Here is a 20812-nt window from a genome sequence, read left to right as displayed (position 1 = left end):
GAGATTAGAGCTTAAGCATGGCGGGGTCCCATTGCGAATGCAGGGTTGTCCCCAAGGTTATCAATCAACCAACCGCGGAGCGGTACGTCATCTTCGGAGGGAACGTAGCGTCCGTTATTTCGGGTGGCGGCACCGAGGAGCTGCCGACGGATTGGACCGCACCGGTCGTAGAGTGCTTCAACGCTCATCTCGTCTTTTGGACGGATCCAGCGGTAGCCGTAACCGTAGAAGAGTGCTTTCCGAGTCATATCGGAGTGGTTCGGACTCCGGGAGTGCCAGAGTCTCCTATCAAACAACACGGCGGTTCCAGGCGCTACACAGACCGGCATCGCATCGTCAGGCACATCGTCTGCTGTCGCTTCGCGCGGGTCTCGTGCAATTTCAGCCATTGGAACGTCCATATCTGACAAATGACTGCCCGGACGGATATAGAAGTTACCGCGACCGGGTTCAGAGACATCGGTGAGGAAATACCCCACTTTCAGAGACAAACGCGGGCGTGGATTCGTCTCCAACTCGATATTAACGCGTCCGCTGTCTTGATGCCATTCCAGCCAGCCTTCACCCGCTTCGGTGTCAGGTGCCGCGGGGGGTTTGATGTGCATGTGGGCATGGTAGAGGTAGATATTCCAACCCAAGATGCCCCAGACTTTCGGTAACGTCGTCGGTAGATCGACGAGATTTAAGAGTGCGTCATCGGCACCGAGGAAATCCGACCAGCCCCAATGTGAACCCGGCGTTGCTCTGCCATTGGCAAGTGCTTTGTTATGCAAGGTATCTACAGCATTGATTAGCTGTTCGCGCATCTCTGTAGAGAGAGCGTTCGGGACGTATAGATACCCGTGTTCTTCAAAAAAGGTGCGTTCTTCTTCTGTGATGAGGTGGGCAAGGTATTTTTCAGGTGCAGCTTCCATGCCCATATTAAGAAGTTCCTTCATAGTGATTCTCCTTAGCAGTGCTGTTGCCTGTTCTGAATAGTTGGATATATCGGGGGTTAAAAACCCCTCCCACAACAAGTTAGCGTACGTACTGTGCCAGGTATTCGCGTGAGCGGCGCAGACCGTCAGATTCTGCTTCCCATGTTCGCCAATAGCGGTAATCTTCGAGTTCCACGCTAACGATACCGTCAAAACCTTCATCTTCTAAACGTTGAACGACTTTCAGCCAATCGACGATACCATCGCCAGGAATGGTATACCGCCACCAATCTTCACCGAACCCACGAGCATCACGGAAACTCGGTCCCAGATTACCGTGCAGATAGAGTGCTTCTTCGTCGAAGTCGGTATCTTTGCCGTGGACGTGTTTAACATAGGATGCGAATTCGTCAAGCGCGCGGAGGTAATCAATGCCGATTCTGACGAGATGGGACGGATCGTAGTTGATTCCCAAACCCGGAGAGGAACACACCTCGAACATCGCACGCCACATCTCTGGTGTGCAGCCGAGGGCAGGATAAGCAGGTCCGGGACCCGGCCACCCTTCAATCGCGATTGTCACATCCTTAGATGCCGCAAACTCAGCGATCGGTGGGATAGTATCCTTCCAAATCTCAAAGTTTTTGGCGCGACCGAGACTTGCATCTTCGGGTACGAAGACACAGAACATGATATGCACATCGTTGTCAGCGGCGGCTTCGATAGCGTCCTTTGCTGCTGAAGCACCGGCTTTCTGCTTGGATTTCTTAGGGCTGAGTAGGTCTCGGACACCGGGGAGGTCCGCACTGCCGATCGCGAGACCGGCATCCCGCGCGGTTTGAACAATTCCGGGTGTAACTTCTCCAATATCAACGGCTTCAAACCCGTTGTCTGCACACCATTTACAGAAATCTGCAAAAGGCAGTTGACGGGCTGTGCCGGGGATACGTAATCCTATTTTCATAGTCTCTCCAATATATCATCGATTATCAATTAACGCATTTCTACAAAAAATTGTTTCCGCTGGTGTAAAACAAGCCTTGGTAAATTGTTACAGAAACTCTTTTAACTGACAACCAACAACCAACAACTAACAACTAACAACCATTAAAACCCCATGAGTCCACAGCAGCGACGGCAGACAGGCATCGGCCCATCATTACTCACGGACTGCCGGAACTTCATCGCCTTCTGGTTGTTCCACATATCGACAGCCTTATCTGTTTTGATATTGCCGATGATGTAATCGTGGTAATCGCGGCAGAGGCTCACATCGCCGTTGCTGTCAATCTCCATCGTCATATAGATACTGACACACTGGTTATAACCGAAGGTCTGCTGGTGGTCGGTATAATACCGTTGAATTTCGCCACGTGTATTGAGGCGTGGCATCATGATAGGCGGACATTTCTGCTGTTTTTCGGAAAGGCTTTCCATCTCTTCAAATCTGTCAAGAATGACCCCATGGTCGAAGTCCTTCCACGTCCCTATCCAACCGTAATGGGTTTGTGGCTTAAAACCGAAACGGCTCTCAAAGTCTTCCGTGTGTTCCTGTGCCGATTCCGAGTCTATCCACCATGTCAGATAGAAGATCTGCGCATCAGCGTATTGGCTCGTGAACTTGTAGAGGTCTACAACAACGTCAATGTTATACATCGTAACGCAGCTGAGCGGAATAATATAAGGAAACTTGACATTCCGCTTCTCTTTTTCTGCGCTGAGTATTTCTAACGCAGCCTTGACATCTTTAAAGTTGTCGTAGTTTGCGGTTAGACCCGGACGTTGTGTATTGTGAATTTCCTCATTCGGTCCATCAACGCTCAAGTAGATAATTTTACAGGTTTCCAAAATATCTTCAGCGCGTCTGGCGATGTGTGTCGCGTTGCTAACGAGTGATATCGGCATTCCACGATCCTTGATGTAGTGCATCAATTCGATGATGTCAGGGTAAAGCATCGGTTCGCCACCCCAGATGTACCACACAGGAGACCAGCCTTCATCCACAATCTGGTCCACGAGGTCTTTATAGACTTCGACTGGGACCTCGCGCTGCTTGAGCTCTTTCATGGATTTTCCGAGGAGGTAGCCGTTATCGCCCCATTGTCCGCAGGAATGGCAACGGAGGTTACACATATCGGTAATGCGGAGACTCACCAGTTGGATAGCGTCGCCTCTACCGTGTTTTGCGCCGAGCGGATGTCGCCAGTTGAAACTTTCCTTAGCGAGTTGGTAGCGCGCGAACTTCCTGGAGGTATCCCAATCTTCCGATATAGCACTCGAAAGTTCATTGATAAAAAATCGTGGTGAAATTCGGCTACGTAGTGCCATTAATTCTCCTTTTTTTCTCGCAGTTTGCTGTTAGCAAATAGCAGTCAGGTCTATGGCTGCTGGTCTATGGTTTATGGCTATTCGCCAACTGCCAATCGCTAATTGCCAACTGCCAATTGCTATTCGCTATCTGGTTCTTCTTTGACCAATGTAAGTGCCGCAGAGTTCAAACAATAACGCTTACCTGTCGGATTAGGTCCGTCATTAAAGACGTGTCCGAGATGTGCGTCGCACCGACTACAGACGACTTCCGTGCGTGGCATAAAAAATATGCTACGATCCGGTTTGGTCTCAACAGATTCGGGCGTAATAGATTCCCAAAAACTCGGCCACCCTGTCCCTGAATCGTATTTGGTCTCCGAGCTAAAAAGTGGACTGCCGCAGCAGATACAGTGATAGGTCCCTTGCTCTTTGCAATCGTGGTATTGCCCCGTGAAGGCGCGTTCTGTCCCTTTCTTCCGGGTTACCTGATACTCTTCCTGTGAGAGTTGTTCTTTCCATTCTTTTTCTGATTTAACAACCTTTTCTACACCCATTTTTTACCCCTTACGAATGTGCCAGATTTCTTTGAAAAATACTATGCCATATTTTCAAAAAAAAAACAAGACTGTTTTCATGGCATGCTGGTCAACGGTTGAAAACTGAAAACCATCATTTTTCTCGTTTTGGCTTAACCCGTCCTAAAACTTTACATTTTGTCGCCGACAAGATTTCGTATCGCACGCCACCCCACGTGATTTTGCGTTGGAAGACTGCATAGAGAGCATTGATACCGCCGAGGAATACCGAAATTGAAGTGACATAAGAGGTTATGCCAATTGTTTCCCGCATCTTAGGCATTTCACGGAGCCATTGCGGTAGATTTTTGGTGTAGAGTCTGTAACCAAATGCTTCCAAAAAAGGGATGAAGACAATAGGGAGTAGCCCTTCACGAAAGAATAGAAATGGAATTGCCCCAAACACGAAGATGCCTTTCGGTAGAAGCACAATGAGGCTCGCAAGCCACTGCCTCCAGAGTCCCATGTGAAGGGTCATAATCATCTGGCGATTCGTAAATTCAACGATTTGATGCCATCTGCGATTCGCAGTACGCGTAATGGCTACGCAGTCTGGGACAAAATGCACCTTGCGTTTGACATCTTTCATCGCAAGCGTGGTATTGTGATCTTCGATTGTTGCCTCTTCCCAGCGTTGAAGGATTCGGGCTTTTTTGAGCATTTCGCGTCGAAATGCGTTAGAACCACCCCACACCATTGTATGCGAATGGTCCCCTTGGAAACTCATTTGGAAGTTTACCCAAATGGCTTCCACGAGGGACGCGAGGTTCCATGTTTGTGGGAAGTAGAACCGTCCACCGACAGTTGTTCCTATGTCTGATTCTTGGAGTGGAGTAACAAGGAGTGTTAACCAATCTTCTCGGATAGCGACATCGGCATCCACAAAGGCAATGACTTCGGTATCGTCAGGGAGTTTTTCTATCGCCGTCAGCAGGTTCTGAACCTTTTGCGAGCGTGGGAGGTTGTTCTCGACGATGTTCGGTGCTAAGAGGACATGAATATTCGGGTGCGATTCGGCAATCTCACATAGGTGGGGATAGGAGGCATCGTGCCCTGAGTCCGCTTTTTCATGTGTGACAAAGAAGACTTCGTACACACCCGCGTAGTCTTGGCGTAAAAGACTTTTAGCGTGTTCTACCGTGTCAGCGTCCCACCCATAGTGAGGTGCGATGATCGCCACCTTTGGTGTATAGGGTGGACGTTCTGCGTTACGTTCACGCCGCGCGTACCAAAAAGAACGGCTGATGATGAGTAACTCAAGGATAAAGAGGAAATAGGCGGTTGCGATAATGTACGTCTGCATAGCGTTCAATCGTCTACTGTTCCGAGGTCCGGAGCAGTGCAAGCGTCGTTTTCAATTTTGGAACGAGATCCGCATTAAGGAGAAAGATTAAACCGGGTTCATGTTGAAGTCGTGCGTAATAATGCCCGGAAGTGTCTGGGTTGCCGATTTGCAAGGTATAGACTTTTTGATTCCCTAACTCAACAGTTAGCTGCACGTGCGGATTGCTGAAACCTGTGATGTCATCCGTAAGGACAGGATTGCTCCCAACATAAGCGTCTGCCATTAGAGTGTCGAGTTCGTAGATGATGGCGTTTACCGTTATATTATTCGCTGCCTCTTTCACGGGTGCTGTAAGTCGCCAACTCGTTCCGAGACGTTGACATGTGAGAGGTTCTGTGTCCTCGCTACGCAGCGTAAGTCGGATTACATCGTCAATGTGGAAATTGAGGATTTGCTTATCTCGTAACCACGCTGTACCGAGTGCAATCTTATCAATGAGTGCCCGTTTAACACGGACGATTTGCGATGAATGCTCCGCTTTGACGTAGACAGTTCTATCTTCCGCGGTGTCTCCAATCAGCAAAATAGTTGGCTTTTCTTCACCGCGCTGTGTAAATGCAACCTTGATTGACGGTGCTGCTAACCCATACGTCTGTAGATTTTTAGCGGATGATTCAACAAAGGCAACGGCTTCGAGCGAGTCTACGCCAAAAAGTAGGTCATCCACTGCCTTTGCATCTGCCTTTATTTTTCCTGTCGGTGTTTGCAATTCCCATATATTATCATAACCTTTTGTGCAGACAGTGTCTTGTTCCCCGTTTATGGAAATAACGAAACGGTTTGTAGCAGTCCTTTCAAAGTCGATAACCCGCTTATCGCGTAAGTCAAAAACGGATTTGTTGAGAAGGTGATAGATGTCATCAGGGACAATGGAGATTGAGTGAGGACCTTCAGTATATTGGCTATTAGCCTCCAAGACATCAAGAGCTTCTTTACTGATGGCTGACGGCTGACGGCTGACGGCTAACTTAACATAGACGTGTCTGGGACTCCCGGTTTCTGTCGGGAGTGTCGAACCGACGTCAAGGGCATAGGCCCGATCTGTATCTGTGAGTTTCACTTGGATACGCGGTGCCCCTAATCCGTATGTTGTTAATTCGGATGAGGAGATTGTATCTGTGTTATCTACCTCAAAGGTCACCACTTGCAATAGAAGCAACTCCGAAAGAATCCGTTCAATTTCTTGAACATCCGCCTTCACCTCAATTGGGGATGTAAGGTGCCACGTGCCACCTTGCTTTTCACAATTCACGGTTCTTGATTGCGAAGATGAATCGGCATCTTCAGATTTAAACGTAATATTAGACACTGTTTCCGGGTTGAATCTAACAACTGACCGGTCTCGAAGATCGGTCGGTGATTTCGTCAGATCATCAAGCGCACTGGATTCAATTAAAAATATGTGCGTTTCTGATTTCTCCTTGATGTAAACTGAGTAGTTAATCGCTTTACTGCCGATGAAGAAGGTCGCTGCCGGATGAGTGCCATCCGTCCAAAGTGAAAGCGTGATGTTCGGTGTATCGAGTCCATACTGTGTCAACTCTGGTACTTCAAGCGTGTGTTTGACGCGTTTGTTGAGAATATCGTCTAACATTTGCTTCACTTTTTCGTTGTCAGCATTTGCCAGAAACGGAGTCTGTAGTTCCCAATTTCTATTTACCTCTCTGACCAACTTCAAATTTTGATATGCTGCGTCTGCGAACAAAAGTTCTATTTGTTGTAAGCTGTCACGGGCTATACCGTAGACCTCATGAATTGGGGGTTTTTCGTCTGTTGACCCGTTATCCGTCGGTTCCTGAAAGAATAGAAAATACGCGCCAGCAGTGCCTACGAGCAGAATGATAATGACCAAGGTCGTCCGAAAATTCACACGTCTTCTCCTTTACGACGTTGCCACCAGACAACTAACCCAGCAATAAAGACGATTGCAGGTATCAGAAAAACAGAGATTATTTGTACGAGTTGGACATCTTGGACACGCATCTGACGCAAAGCCTGCTTTTGTAAATCGAGGGGACGAATCGCAATGAGGTCCTCCTCTAATGTGAGCCAATTGATTGTCGCTAAAAAGAGGTCGCGATTTGCCTCTCGGAGGGCGGCATTCACTGCGAAATCTGAATCCCCGAAAACGACAATCCGGGTGGAAGCACCTGTAGCTTCATCTTGATTGTTGCTGTCAATCTTCTGTTCAATCGCAACAGCGACAGATACCGGGGGCGCGGTATCCACACCTGCAGTGTAATTGAATTCAGTGCTGAAAGTGCCGTCAGGAGTGCGCTCGGTTTCACCCCAACTGTCTTGTGTACCACCCACGGTCTTCGCGAGGGATTTAACGCTGAGGTTTGCCGGACTATCAGCAGCCGGTGTAACCGAACGCGTTATCGGAAACGCTACAAAATCCCGCATGGCACGTGTAATCTCGTGTAATTCAAATCCCGGCACAGGGGCACTCGGTCCAAATAGCGGAACAAAGTCTGTTTCATCGATGACAAAATCGTTTCCTATCGTGATCCCCCATCTTTTCATGAGACGAACGAGTCCCCTATTTGCGTCTTCTGCAGAAGTAAGTGATGGGTCTAACATGAGGAGCAATTTTCCGTTCCGTGCTAAGTATTTCGTTACTATATCGAGTTCATGACGACTTAAGGCGGTTTTTGGACCCGCGATGACAAGCACTTCACAATCCGCTGGAATGTCTGGTTCCGTCAAAAGCGAGAGCGAGAATGCAGCGTAATTCTGATTCTCCAGTTCGGCGCGCACGCTACTGTATCCTTCGGTGTTAAAATCCTCTATTTCATGTTCTTCATGACCGACAAGAAAGTAGATTTTTTTCGTTTCGTCCTTGATGAGTTTGAGGATCGCACTCGTGAATTTCTGCTCTTCAATCGTTGTTACCTTTTCGTACCGCGTGTCGCTTTCAAAAACTATTGTTCCGTCTACTCGAATATCGTACTTATTGCGAAGGAGTTGGTCGATGTACGGATCGGCGTAGGAGACGGTCACGAATTGGGTTTCGTATGTATACAATTCTAACATATCTCTGGCACGTTGCTGGTTTTGGGCAGGAACGTTTTGTCCCAAAAATGCCGTGACACGGATGTCTTTGTCAACGGTTTTGAGAATCTTCCGCGTCTGTTCTGATAAGGTATACAGTTGGTTAAGCGTAATATCTACCCTTTTATCAAAACGCTGTACAACAATAGCATTTACGAAGACTGCGATACCGATAACGCCGAGAATGCTCAACGCAACGTTGGCACCATAACGGGCTTGACGACTGACGAAGAAGTCCATGACCGCCGAAAATCTCAAGCGAACAAAGATAATGAACGAGACGAGTGCGAGGAGCAGGCAAATCCAAGAGGCGAGTCGCGCTTGGAAAATCCAGTTGGCGATCCCAACAAAAGTAAAAATTAGGGTAAGCACTCCAAAAAGTGGGGCTGCAATGCGTTTGTTAGTTTCCATGTCTTATCTCCATTTTGACGATTCGATGGACTTGAACGTCGCAAACAGGCAAACACACGTGAAGCTAACATAATAGACGACATCTCGCAGAAGAATGACACCACGCCCAAAATCGGCATAGTGTTCAGGTAGTGACAGGTAGCTGAGAAATTGTCCAATTGGACCCCCGCGGGCTGAGAGCGCACCGATGACCCAAAGCGTTATCAGAATGCCGAAACTCGTGAGTGCCGCAACGAGTTGGTTTCTGCACATTGACGACATGAGCAGCCCCAGTGCGAGGAAGGAGGAACTAATCAGGATGATGCCCAAGTAACCCGTTAGCAACGGACCTGCGTCGAGGTATCCAAAACGTCCTGCAAGTAACGGGAATAGAAGCGTTAAAGCGAGCATAATCAGTACAAGCGTACAACTCGCCAGAAATTTACCGAGAACGACCTGTCCGTCTGTAATCGGAGACGTGAGTAGGAGTTCAATCGTTCCGGATTTCCGTTCCTCGGCGAAGAGTTTCATTGTTAACACGGGTGTAAAGAAGAGTAGAATGATCGCCATATTGCCAAAGAGGGTCTGCATCACATCCGCACCCGTTCCGCCGATGTTGCTTGTGCTAATTAGCAAAATGGAGAAGAGGAAGCCTGAAATCGCTGTGAATACGAAACAGACGAAATAGGCGATCGGTGAGACGAAATAGGTGTAGAGTTCTTTTGCGCAAACGGCAAGGATATTTCTCATTGTTGCTATTGGCTATTCGCGGTTCGCTATTCGCGGTTTGCTATCTGCTAAATTGCTTCCGAACTTTTCCAACGAAAAAGGGACCGAGCGATTCAATGTATTTGGTCGTCTGTTCTGTTCGGCGCATATCCTGTATGAGCCGTGATAACGGGTATAATTCGGGACCGACTAACCCGATAACGAATTCATTGTCGTTGGTATCTAATCCGAAACAGGCGAGCCGAATGTCACTGGCATGCCCACCCGCAGCGTAGCTGCGGCCGAGCATAGCGTGTTCCCCTAAGATTCTGCCTTGTTCACGGCGTTCAAGTTGATAGAATTCTGGTTTTCGACGCAATGGATACCAAATCGCCCACGGGAAATTGGGATTCAAGACGTTTCGGAGCGGTTTGTTGATAAGCCACTCCTCTAAATTCGGCTCTCTACCGCTTGAATAGGTGCGACCGAGCATCGTCATTTCTGGACGATACGAAAGCAGGTAATTTTGTACGTTCACCAGTAGAAGGCGCGACTCCGTTTTTAGCACTCCCGGATCTTCTGCAATAAGAAGCACACCGACACCTATTGGATGATTCAAATCGTCATATAAAACGGCGTTTAGACTGTCTTTTTCACGCACTTGATGTTCAAGTATTTGACTGACGGACTGTGCGTCTAAGCATTTTGAAAAGACATGGAGTTGAAAATATAGGCGTTGATCACCAAACTGCGGTTCTCCCTCAATCGGCGCACCGGTTTCTCGGATATCTATCGGTTCATGCGGCTGAGTGTGCATAGTTGTTTTTATATATCCTTAATCTAACTTTACAGACTTTAGGGACACTTTACGGACTTTAGTTCACTTTTTGGTATACGATTCACGAATCCACGCTTCGAGGCGTTCATCCGGGTTTTCCACGACTGCCTTTGGAAGGGTGAATGTAAATTGCCCTGTATTCTGCTTGATGAGGTTCAGACCGTGTTGGTAACTTTCGAGGCGTTCATCGCATATCTGCGCTGTCGATTTTTCTTCGGCGATCGCACGTTCGCAGATAAGGGCAGTCGCTTCGGGGTCAAACTGAATTTGCAATTGATGCTCGGCATAAAACCGTGCTTCATACCGACGCACCTGCTCGTGCATCACAATGTTCCGGTTGTAGTCGGCATCTTCAATAATGCGCTTTAGTTCGGTATCTGGATCATCGACAACCTCAGCGGTAATAACAAATTCGCTAACACCTGTGGACGGGAGTTCAAATTTGTAGTTGCGTAAGACCTTTTCACAGACCGTCATCAAGGCGCGCGCCCCTGTTTTCTGTTCAATGGCTTTTTCAGCAATTCGGTGTAGTCCACTGTCTGCAAATAGAGCCGTAATACCGTAAGCGCGAAAGGCGTTTTCATATTGTCGAACAATTGAGCCTTCAGAGTGTTTCAGAATGTGGAAAAGGTCATCAACTTCCAGTTCTGTGCAAACGACATGTACGGGAAGGCGTCCGATGAATTCAGGTTCAAAACCGAAGTCGATGAAGTCTCGCGGTGTAACGTGTCCAAAATAGTCTGCTGCGTCCTCACTTTGACTCACTACCGCTGCGTTGAACCCAATTCGGCTTTGATGCAACCGTTTTTTAATAATTTTTTCTATACCCGTGAACGCGCCGCTGATGATAAAGAGGATGTGGCGCGTGTTAATAACCTCTTTTTCGACTTTGCCGCGTCTCTGGAATTCCATCGCCGCGCGCATCTGTGAAGCGACATCGTTTCCAGCGCGTAGGTCTACTTCAGTCTCCTCCATCAACTTGAGGAGTCCAATCTGCACCCCACGTCCGCTGACATCACGCCCAATGATATTCGGCGGTGTCGCGATTTTATCGGCTTCATCGAGATAGATAATGCCGTATTGTGCTAATTCGAGGTTGTCTTCGGCTTGTGCCACCAGTTCCCGAATTAAATCGTCTACATTCGCACCGACATAGCCGGTTTCGCTGAATCGGGTGGCATCGGCTTTGACAAACGGAACGCCGATGAGTTTAGCGATATGTCTAATGAGATAGGTTTTACCGACCCCCGTTGGACCGAGCATGACGATATTCTGTTTTGAGTAATCGGTATCGGCAGCCTCTGGGTTTTCGTGGCATTCTCGGACGTGGTTGTAGTGGTCACAGACAGCAATCGCGAGTGCCTTCTTTGCCTCGTCCTGTTTAATAACATATCGGTCGAGATATTTCTTGATTTCCTTCGGTTTGAGATCAAACTTCAGATCGAAAGTCTTTTTAGGTTCCGGCTCTTCGGTTTGCGCTTCCGGTTTTGCTTCGCTCGCAGTGGCGTTAATCAGACGGACGCTGCCGCCATACTTGCGTTGAACGAAATCTTGGAATTCTTGTTCAATCTCTTCGGCTGTGGGTATTTTTTTATTTGTATTCATGGCTTTATGTAATTTCTATTGGTGTTCTGTTCACCTTAAATTTAAGGGTTGGTTTGTAGTAGTGCGATTTATCGCACGTTCCGAACGGGCAATGAATTGCCCTACTACTAACAGTATCGTCTCCGAGTTGAAACTGGATAGACCATTAGGATGTTGTTCTTGTTAATTCGCGACGAACAATCTCAGTACCAGCAACCATCGCTTTCAGTTTGGCTGCCGCCGCCCATCGCGCCGTTTGGCTGAAACCGCAATCTGGGGTAATAGCAAGTTTTTCAGGACGTACGTGCTTGAGTGATTCGCGCAGGAGTTCGGCGACATCCTCTGGTGTTTCCACATAGTAGTTTTTAACGTCGATTAACCCTACGGCAAGTTCTTTGTCGTTCGGGAATTCACTCCACAATGCGATTTCTGCCATCTCGCGATTCGCAAATTCGAGGGCAAGTTGGTCGAAATTCGCTTCAAGGATGTGTGGAAAAAGTGGACGATACGAACGCTTGCCGACGGCTCTCCCGCGGTAGTTGCCGAAACAGATATGCAGTCCAATCTTTGCCGAAACGTCTTCGAGGGTGTGATTGAACAACTTCACGAACTCCTGTGGACGGTCGGGGTAAACAGCATAGGAAGGTTCATCGAGTTGGATGAATTCTGCGCCTGCTGCGACGAGCTGCCGGAGTTCTGTGTTAATAATCTCAGCACAGGCGTAGGCGACTTCGAGCCGTTCTTTGTAGATGCCTCCGGTCTGGATTCGTCCAGAGAGCGTGAATGGACCGGGACACGTCACCTTGAGCGGTTTTGTTGTCTCGTTTTTCGCGAATTCAAATTCAGCGAGAATACCGAGGCCATCAGGTGCGACAAGCGGGACAGACGGCAACCATTTGCCACGTTGGTCGTGTCCGTCGGGTCCCTGTGTTCTCGGCGCAGGGAGTTCCTCTAATCCCGTAAACCGTTCATAGAAACCGAGCACAAAGTCCTGCCTACGCATCTCACCCTCTGTGATGATGTCAACACCGGCGCGTTCTTGATCCGCAATGGCGGTGCGAACTGCGTCGTCAAGCGTTTCGTTGATGTCGGTTTCGCCAAGTTCTCCGCGTCCGATGGCTTCTAATGTCACACACAACCAACTCGGCGGTGCATAACTCCCAATAGTACTGGTTGGTATCAAAATGTCCGATTCTATCATAAATTCCTCTTGTTGTCCTATCCTCCAACATTCGCATAGAAAAACGGTGGCATCGTCAAGGCAACCACGTCATCTTCCCCAGAGATTTCGCGTGCCATTGCGAGCGCATCGTCTAAGTTTTTCGCCCAATCAACACCTAACCGTTGCGCCACCCGCGGCTCTTTTGGACCCACAAGAATGACCTTCGCGAGATATTTCAGCGGATACGTCGCCCAATACCAAACTGTGAACGGGTGGAAACCGTGGTGCGCAAACTTGTTCCGATAGCAGTCGATTAAATACGGATCCTTCGCGTATTTCTCCTGAAACTTCTGTTGCATCTCAAACGGTTCTGTTGTCTCAGCGAGCACCTCATCGTAGAACATCTTATAGGCAACGTGATACGCTTCATGAAAGATTTCATACGTTGGATTCATGATGATAACAACCCCATTCTTTTTGATGATAGGTTTATTATAGAACCAGTTGAAGACGTATCCCAAGATGTCACTGACCACCAACACAGGATTGATACGTGCATCAACGGCGTAGGGACTCATATCGGGCAATCCGAACACCAATGTGCTGAACTGGCGCGGAATGTCTACTGTTAATTGTTCCTTCATGGATGTCAACGTTCTCTCGTGGACTGCATCGATGTCGCCCGCGTTAATCTGTATCGGTTCATAGTCTGTCCGGACGCTCTTGAGAATTCCGTAGCGAAGCGATTCAGGCAGGAGTGATAAGGTTGCGGGTGTAAAGGTTTTCAAAACCTTCTCTGCGATGTTGCAATCCCCGTTCGGTTTCCCAACGTAGCGTAGATGAAACGGATAGATTGCACCGTTCATTGCGGCTTCGAGGACCAAGATCGGTGTCTCTTTCTGAATGAGGCGGCTCATCCGTTCGATACAGGCATGCATGTGTGAGCCTTCGGGTTGCATCACATGCGGACTTTCTGATGTCATGTGTGGCGAGTGGTGCGGCGCGATAGAGTTATACGTGCCGAGACCCACCGCTACAGACTTATGTCCACCGTTGAGCGGAATCTGTATCATATCGACATAAATCACCAGATCGGCTTCAAGCACTGCCTTATCCGTCTCGACTGTTTCATCTTTTTCCGTTTTCCCGACGTAGACGATCTGTTCAGGGTCTTCGGCATCGAAGTTTCGGAGTTGATGCGGATAGAACGCGTCCATAATGTTTTTGCCGAGCATATAGGCGAGTTCGTGTTCTTTCATCTTTCGGTGCAGCGCAACGGCACACATCAGTTGGATATTCTTTTTCTCCACGCCGTACCCGTCCAGCATCTTCAGAAGCGTCTCAATCATAATCTGCCGCATATCCGGTTTTTTGGTAAGCGGAAAAGGTTGACAGTTGTCGTCGAACAGGATGAGGACCTTTGAGTTGCCGTTGACGAGTTCACGGAGCGGTGACATCTCAAGCGGGTTTTCAAAGGCGTGCTGCGTGTGTTCACTGAGTGCGTCGCGCTTAATGCCCGGCAGTGGTGGCTTCGCGTAGTAGACCTCCGAATTATCGGGCAGTTTCGCGTTGATAAGGTGGTTTCCGAAGTAGGTGAAGTATTTCATGCGACGGTTTTAACTGATGTTGTTTCACTCCTAATTTTATTCTATTTTAGCATAGTTTATGCGGGTGTTGCAAATCTTTTTGTGAAATTATCGGGATCAGGAGGGATAGGATTTTGGGATTTGTAGGATCCGATCGTTAGCGATCAGTGGTCGGTTATCAACAAACCTCCGAGGGTTTGTTCATTGAGGTACACCTTGAAGAGGTGGTAAGTCTGATTCATTAAAATCAAGCGTAAAAGTCCGGGAATATTCTTTGCCTTGTAAGTCCTCGTAGGTAACATCAATATCGACTGACACTTGGCTCAAATCAACAGATTCAGTTAACCGGCTGACTTGATTACGCTCTATTTTCTGTCCAGGGGCCAGGAGAGTGATTCCCTTATTAAGAAACCCAATCTGATTGAGGGGTATCCCTCCGTGAGGCGTGAAATCAACGGGGACTCCAAACTTGATTTTACGGGCAACTCCTGTACCTACGTTTTCTACACAAAGTGTAGCCACAGTGGTTTCAAAAATGCTTTGGTGTAACTCTTTCTCACTTACAAGACCGCTGATTACCTTCTCACGAAGTAGATAAACTATAATTTCAGGTTTGTTGGCAGTATCTACGAGTTTCCTTGTCAAATAGGCGTACCAACCCGTGATGATTACCAGCACGAAAGTCGAAATTACAGTAAGCGCGCCACTGTTGTCATTCAACCACTCCATTATGAATTCAGGTCTCCATGGCTATATTCTTTACTTCGCTCCGAATGACAGAATCTGTTTCACGGTTAACGACGCGAAACTCAATTTGAATTTGACCACTTTCATCGGCATAACGGAGGATGTTCGGGTCGTTAACATTAACCTGCATATACTCGTTGACATAACATTCCACAACGATGGGTTCATTCCTGTCGTTTGGATATGTTATTTTTACATTTTTATGGAATTGTTGATCGTTCATTGTATTATCCCCTCTGGACGGTTCCAGTGGTCCTCACGAGGTGTTGGGGCATTATTCGCCATGATGGTTTCCTAAAAAGTAAGTTAATCTTTCTATAGAATAAGGCTGTCTATCATGATTATATCTTAACATATTCCAAAGCGAAAATCAATACATTCGTAGAGCTCATTTCCCCCATTTTTTGTTGTCTGGCGTGCTGATAGGTATGTGTGTGCAAAAGTATGGGAAAGTATGGGAAAATCTGATACAGATGGCAGACGGCTGTCAGCAGATATTCTTAAGATGAACAAAATTAGACTACCTATCCGCGCTCGTATTCCTCTAAACTATAGTATGTCTCCCCTGCTGCAAGGGCCTCGCGAATATCTTCAAAGGTATTGAATGCTTCATCAAAGTTAGTAAATTCGGCAATAACGCGTTTGGAACCATCCTGGGCAGTTAAAACGAGTTGGCCTTTACCAGGATCTTCCCCTTCTACACGCAGGTTTTGGTACTGATCGAAGTTTATGATTTCCAAGTCATCCGTAACGATGTACATAATAGTTCTCCTTATATCAACCCGGCAATAAACGATACCCAATACCCGTAAAAAGCCCAACAACGATCCAGATGCCCCCAATAAAGCACTCCCCTAATACAACACCCAAAACGAGTGGACGGAGTTTCCGATACTGCGCAACACCGCCAAACTTCAAAACAGTGTATTTCAGAAACCAACCGATGAAAAACGATCCCCAAAAACAGTAAGTCGCATAACTCGTCATCATGAGGGAACCGATCGGATGCAATTTCCACCAGAGATAGTGGTGGCGCATCCAGAGCATCCCGAACATCATAGCACCACCGAAGATGAACGAACCCAGCCGCTCTAATTCAATACCACTTGGATGTTGGAGGATGCTTGTGAGTCGGTTAAATGGAACCGTTGTAGAGATCATATACGTCCAGTGCTGTAGATTGACTGCACCGTACCTGTAGCCGAGATCTATAGAGGAATAGTAGGAGACACCCATTGCTAAGACGATTGCGATTCCCATCGCCAGTAGAAATGGACGTTGTTTGAGACGCAACGGTTCCGCAAGTTTAAAGTTGTTCATCACACTCGGCATCAGGATTTCACGCATGTCAAACATCAAGACACGTTCGTAGGCGACAAACGTCCAACTCGGTGCGTTTACACGCGCACTCCCGAAAAGTGTAATCAGATATTCACCCGGCAGAAAGGAATAAAGCACAAACAACAGTCCGCCATTGGCAACCATCCATGTCATAACTGTTGTCAATCCGAGGAAAAGAACTAAAATGAAAAGCGCAACCCAGAAACTCATACCACCACTGGCACATATCAGACAGAGTGCCAGGATGCCGAGAACCATTCCCCAGGCTGCAAAGGCGTAAGAGAGCGGTTCGTCAGTGTCATTCGCGTGTGTTCGTCCAAATATTGTGGTGAAGGCACGCGTGAAATGCCGTTTGCCACTCCATAGGATTAATCCGATGAAAACGATGAACCCACCCATCTGTTGATTTTGGTGGAAGTCCCACTGGTTCACTTTTGAACCTGTTGCGTAGATGAATACCGTCTCCATTTTTCCGAGTAGAAAGAAAAACCAGAAGCTGAACGAGATTTCAAGCGTCAGCAGATAGACAATCGCAATGACGGTCGGGTAGATAAAAAGATGCACCGAGGGCCACCACGCCAAGGCGGAGAACGGTTTTTCGGTAAAAAATTGGGCGATCGGAAAATAGAGCGGTGGGTTGGGTGTAGATGGAAAGTAGAGGTGTAACCCCCTCAAACCGTGTAGGATGACCGGTATTGCAAAACCGCACCACATCAGGCGTGATTTAAAGAATCGGTTCAGAAGATTGCCACCGGATGGCGATTGGAACATCTCTATCGGCAATTGAACAAGCGGAAAGGTGAACCGTTCGTATTCGACCCACTGTTTTCGGAGAAGCACTGTCCAGCAGATTGTGACAAAATAAAAAATTAAGACAAACACGCTCCACCCAACAATCGGTTTTAACCATGCCCGCCACGGGATCGGATCCCCCTCTGGTAACTGTTCATAGAAATAGAAGACGGCTTTCGGATCACTTACGACCATCCACTCTGGAAGGTGCTGGTGGAACAGGGTTGCCCATTCGTTTTCAGCGGTTGCGAAATAGTATGGACTCACAGCGAGCGGAACGAGGTATCGCATCAATCCTGAAGACGGAATGCCGGAGGCAACCAGCATCATGCCCCAGATGATGAGGAGTTCGCTCGCTTGTAATTCGCTGCCCGGCTTCAGTCGCTTGAGAAGGACATTAACGCCGAGTACGAAGATGAGCATGATGAAGACAACGGCGATCGGCAGGTGGTTGCCTGCGAGGTAGGTGCCGCCGACGCGGAAGTCGTTGTAAGGCGTGGCGAGGCATTGACATATTACCCCGACTATGCCGATAAGTAGACTCCGTGCTGTAATGCCTCTGTGGGTGGAAAGCGTAGTTTGTGGAGAGTTCTGCAAAGTAGCGAGAGGTGTCATAGAAAGTGCGTCAGTTTCACATCGGATATTAGATATCGGTACCAATGCTCTGAGTGGTCTCGCTGTTTTCTTTGGTGATCCGGATGAGAAACCGTAGTGCCTCATTTACAGATGCAGCATCTGGAAATACCTCAGCAACATCAGGCTCTAATTGGACAACAAATCTACCGAAGTGCTTCCGTTCGGGTCCCATTTTTCTTACCTGCAAACTCTTTAAATCGTATTCCGGTCTCAGTTCGTCTTCGGTTGTTGTTTTATCTTTCTTCATACATTTCTCTCTCCCCGCGCGTTGCTTTTCTCGCGCTGATTAAACGAATTACATTGCCTCGTTCGGTATATGACACAATCAATAAATGGTTCTGTGCCGATTGTCCAATAATAATATACCTATGTTCATCGTAAGAGTGGTCTGGATCATAAAAGTCGACATAGAAGGTATCATCAAAAACAGTCTGTGCTTCATCAAATGACACTCCATGTTTTGACAGATTAGATGCTGCTTTGTTTGCGTTCCACTCAAACTCCATTAAAATTAGTTCCGTAAATCAAATACAGTTTTCACCGTAGCGGTCTTGCCAGTATTCAGAGCCGTCTGAATGGCGCGTTTGTAATCCCTCAGCGGAAACAGCGTGCTCACCAGCGGACGCAAATGGGACTCCATCTGCTGAAGGAGTCGCATACCGAGCGCGAAGGTATGGATCTGTTCGCCGTTGTGGGTTTCGAGTCCGTAGGTATAAGCACCCTTTACTTGCAACTGCTTATACCAAATAGATGTCCAGTCAACATTTTTCGGTATCCCCGGCATACCGACTAAAATAACTTCTCCACCTGCACGTGTAAAACGGAGCGCGTCGTCTATCGTAACACTGGAGCCGATACAATCGAAGGTCACATCCACACCACCAATCAGTACCTGCTGTCCGAGTTCGGGTTGATGCGATGCTGCGCCGGTGAGTTCACAGAACGCGGCGTATCGACTTTTGTTTGGTGAGAGTACATCGTCCGCACCGAGTTGGCGTGCCAATTCCTGTTGATGCGGATATTTGGCGAAGACGATAATTCGATTCCGATGACCGAGGATCCGCAGCGCAGCAACGGTCAGCAGCCCCATCGTACCGCCGCCGATAACACAGATCGAAGAGTCGGGATTACAAATCCCTCCTACCGGGTGTTGTGCTTTCAGAACGCCGTGTAACGCGCAGGCAAAAGGTTCGAGGAGTACCGCCGCTTCGTCCGAAATCCCATCAGGAACGAGATGAAGTTGTGATTGATGTGCGAGGACGTATCGGCTCCATCCACCGCCTGTGTCACGACAATAACCCGTCTGAACGCCTTCGGAAATATCGCCTTTTGTGATATTTTCGCAGTTGGCGAAACGGAAGTTTCGACACTGATGACACTCCGGCGATATACCTCTCACCTTACACGACAAGGCAGGTTCGATGACCACGCGTGCGCCGACAGGGAAGCCGTCCACTGCATCACCAATCTCTGCAATATCACCGACAATTTCATGTCCTAACACAAAGGGCGTTGATGTGAACGGCGAGAAGTAGGGACTCCCTTTCGCAGTGATTGTCGCTAAATCGGAGCCACAGATACCACTGAGTCGGGTTTTGACTTTGACCCATTCAGGCGTTAGCAGTTGCGGCTCTGGGATATCAACGAGGCGCGTGCAGGAGAATGGAGACGTATAGAGGCTTCCCCACCTCTTCCCAAGGTAGCGCATTGTAAGATAACGTGGGATGCTTTTGGTATATTGGACGGATTCCACTGTGCTATACTAACTTGCCTCGGTTCTCGGATAGGAGTGCTCTCTGTCGCGATCCCTCAGACGATCGACTTACCAAAGTTTCCCTGAACTTACCTTAGGTTACGGGACCACGGATTTATCAATTTCTTCAGCGTCAAAACTCGAGCCTTTTAAGGCGGAGATGTAGCCGCTGCCTATGTTTTCTATTGACAAATAGTGTCAAAGATGTTAGAATACTCTTTAGTGTTCGGCATCGGTTGTGATTGATGCGTTGTCGGAATGCTTGTCAATGAGACGATCACGTCCAAGCCTCACATGCCTCTATATTGACAAAACCCTTCGCAATAAGCAGTGTTGGGATCGGTTAAAAGCAGATTCACAGTTTATTGATACATTACTTTTTCTTCTCAACTACTGATCAAAAAATTCATTTATCTGGTTAGACACTTGTTCCCACTTTTCGTAAGCATGAATAGGTGCAAGTAGCTTATTATTATAATCGTTCCATGTTAGTACGTCTCCATGTAATTGTTTATAATTTCTTACAATCCAGTTATCGCTATTAGATAAAGAATCGTAGGAGAAAACGATATTTGTGAGTCTCGGCAGTTTTTCGCCTGTTCTTTGTTCCAGTTGATAGAGCATTGTAGAGATACACGGTAACACCCATTTGCCTATATTAATGGCACGGGATGGGTAAGGCTCTATATGCAGCTGGTTTGCAAGTTCGTTATAGCCGATGGGTTGCTCTTTACTTTTTGCTCTTTCAATAAGAATTGGAAATGCTTTGCGGGCATGTTTCGGATATTTGGGATTATCTACTTCATCAAACATATTGTATTGAATATGCTCGGACTTGAAATTATCATAAACGGTTTTACACATTATAGCTCTCCTTTATGGATTATTTTGGAACAAGTCAATTTGCTTTGGTTCTTGTTCTTTTTCTTTTCTGATTTCTAACATACGATTTCTTGTCCATGTCATAGCAAGCACAAGGTCTATCAAATCAGATTCGTCTTTTTTTAGACGATTCTTTTTCGCAATAAGTAGTTTTGGACATAGGCAATTTCAGTTTTCTTAATGTTATCACGA

The 20812-nt window shown here is 47.4% G+C and carries 21 protein-coding genes; 1 reads left to right on the top strand and 20 read right to left on the bottom strand.

The window, feature by feature from the left end; translation table 11 throughout:
* Positions 1 to 11 precede the first annotated feature (11 nt).
* From OXN25_12890 to OXN25_12800, 19 genes are all read right to left on the bottom strand, one after another.
* Positions 12 to 938, bottom strand: a complete 927-nt coding sequence (locus OXN25_12890) for a phytanoyl-CoA dioxygenase family protein (GenBank protein ID MDE0425754.1) — start codon at positions 936 to 938, stop codon at positions 12 to 14.
* Between the two features lie 79 nt (positions 939 to 1017).
* The gene (locus OXN25_12885) at positions 1018 to 1881 is read right to left on the bottom strand and encodes a sugar phosphate isomerase/epimerase (GenBank protein ID MDE0425753.1); all 864 of its coding nucleotides are present in this window, start codon (positions 1879 to 1881) and stop codon (positions 1018 to 1020) included.
* 143 nt (positions 1882 to 2024) lie between these two features.
* Positions 2025 to 3245 carry a radical SAM protein gene (locus OXN25_12880; protein ID MDE0425752.1) on the bottom strand — a complete coding sequence of 407 codons (1221 nt, stop codon included), beginning with the start codon at positions 3243 to 3245 and terminating at the stop codon, positions 2025 to 2027.
* Between the two features lie 119 nt (positions 3246 to 3364).
* Positions 3365 to 3781: a peptide-methionine (R)-S-oxide reductase MsrB gene (msrB, locus tag OXN25_12875; protein ID MDE0425751.1), complete on the bottom strand. Its 417-nt coding sequence runs from the start codon at positions 3779 to 3781 to the stop codon at positions 3365 to 3367.
* Positions 3782 to 3896: 115 nt separating this feature from the next.
* Positions 3897 to 5105: a glycosyltransferase family 2 protein gene (locus OXN25_12870; GenBank protein MDE0425750.1), complete on the bottom strand. Its 1209-nt coding sequence runs from the start codon at positions 5103 to 5105 to the stop codon at positions 3897 to 3899.
* 13 nt (positions 5106 to 5118) lie between these two features.
* Positions 5119 to 7017, bottom strand: coding sequence for a DUF4340 domain-containing protein (locus tag OXN25_12865; GenBank protein MDE0425749.1), 1899 nt, complete (start codon positions 7015 to 7017; stop codon positions 5119 to 5121).
* The gene (locus OXN25_12860; protein MDE0425748.1) at positions 7014 to 8612 is read right to left on the bottom strand and encodes a Gldg family protein; all 1599 of its coding nucleotides are present in this window, start codon (positions 8610 to 8612) and stop codon (positions 7014 to 7016) included. Before OXN25_12860 ends, OXN25_12865 begins: the two co-directional genes overlap by 4 nt.
* Before the next feature lie 3 nt (positions 8613 to 8615).
* Positions 8616 to 9341: an ABC transporter permease gene (locus OXN25_12855; GenBank protein ID MDE0425747.1), complete on the bottom strand. Its 726-nt coding sequence runs from the start codon at positions 9339 to 9341 to the stop codon at positions 8616 to 8618.
* Between the two features lie 40 nt (positions 9342 to 9381).
* Positions 9382 to 10116, bottom strand: coding sequence for a chlorite dismutase family protein (locus tag OXN25_12850; GenBank protein MDE0425746.1), 735 nt, complete (start codon positions 10114 to 10116; stop codon positions 9382 to 9384).
* Between the two features lie 63 nt (positions 10117 to 10179).
* The gene (locus OXN25_12845) at positions 10180 to 11742 is read right to left on the bottom strand and encodes an AAA family ATPase (GenBank protein ID MDE0425745.1); all 1563 of its coding nucleotides are present in this window, start codon (positions 11740 to 11742) and stop codon (positions 10180 to 10182) included.
* A 145-nt stretch (positions 11743 to 11887) separates the two neighbouring features.
* A complete protein-coding gene (locus tag OXN25_12840; protein ID MDE0425744.1) occupies positions 11888 to 12922 on the bottom strand; it encodes a cobalamin-independent methionine synthase II family protein in 1035 nt (344 codons plus the stop codon).
* Between the two features lie 17 nt (positions 12923 to 12939).
* Positions 12940 to 14490 (bottom strand): lactate racemase domain-containing protein, encoded by a 1551-nt coding sequence (locus OXN25_12835; GenBank protein ID MDE0425743.1) that lies wholly within the window; start codon positions 14488 to 14490, stop codon positions 12940 to 12942.
* Positions 14491 to 14670: 180 nt separating this feature from the next.
* Positions 14671 to 15198 (bottom strand): hypothetical protein, encoded by a 528-nt coding sequence (locus OXN25_12830; protein MDE0425742.1) that lies wholly within the window; start codon positions 15196 to 15198, stop codon positions 14671 to 14673.
* Between the two features lie 7 nt (positions 15199 to 15205).
* Positions 15206 to 15439, bottom strand: coding sequence for a hypothetical protein (locus tag OXN25_12825; GenBank protein MDE0425741.1), 234 nt, complete (start codon positions 15437 to 15439; stop codon positions 15206 to 15208).
* Between the two features lie 301 nt (positions 15440 to 15740).
* A complete protein-coding gene (locus OXN25_12820; GenBank protein MDE0425740.1) occupies positions 15741 to 15977 on the bottom strand; it encodes a hypothetical protein in 237 nt (78 codons plus the stop codon).
* Positions 15978 to 15993: 16 nt separating this feature from the next.
* Complete coding sequence (locus OXN25_12815; GenBank protein ID MDE0425739.1) at positions 15994 to 17964, bottom strand: hypothetical protein; 1971 nt, start codon at positions 17962 to 17964, stop codon at positions 15994 to 15996.
* Between the two features lie 28 nt (positions 17965 to 17992).
* Positions 17993 to 18232, bottom strand: coding sequence for a hypothetical protein (locus OXN25_12810; GenBank protein MDE0425738.1), 240 nt, complete (start codon positions 18230 to 18232; stop codon positions 17993 to 17995).
* Complete coding sequence (locus OXN25_12805; GenBank protein ID MDE0425737.1) at positions 18219 to 18491, bottom strand: BrnT family toxin; 273 nt, start codon at positions 18489 to 18491, stop codon at positions 18219 to 18221. Before OXN25_12805 ends, OXN25_12810 begins: the two co-directional genes overlap by 14 nt.
* Before the next feature lie 5 nt (positions 18492 to 18496).
* Entirely contained in the window at positions 18497 to 19738 is a 1242-nt protein-coding gene (locus tag OXN25_12800) for an alcohol dehydrogenase catalytic domain-containing protein (GenBank protein MDE0425736.1), read from the bottom strand.
* 268 nt (positions 19739 to 20006) lie between these two features.
* Here OXN25_12800 and OXN25_12795 point away from each other — a divergent pair, with 268 nt between their 5' ends.
* Positions 20007 to 20135 (top strand): hypothetical protein, encoded by a 129-nt coding sequence (locus OXN25_12795; GenBank protein ID MDE0425735.1) that lies wholly within the window; start codon positions 20007 to 20009, stop codon positions 20133 to 20135.
* On the opposite strand, the gene OXN25_12790 is transcribed toward OXN25_12795, so the two are convergent.
* On the bottom strand, positions 20129 to 20602 hold the full coding sequence (locus tag OXN25_12790; protein ID MDE0425734.1) for a hypothetical protein: 474 nt from the start codon (positions 20600 to 20602) through the stop codon (positions 20129 to 20131). The genes OXN25_12795 and OXN25_12790 overlap by 7 nt on opposite strands.
* Between the last annotated feature and the right edge of the window lie 210 nt (positions 20603 to 20812).

This window comes from Candidatus Poribacteria bacterium (assembly GCA_028820845.1).
Lineage (GTDB): Bacteria > Poribacteria > WGA-4E > WGA-4E > WGA-3G > WGA-3G.
This window is presented reverse-complemented; position numbering and strand designations above follow the sequence as displayed.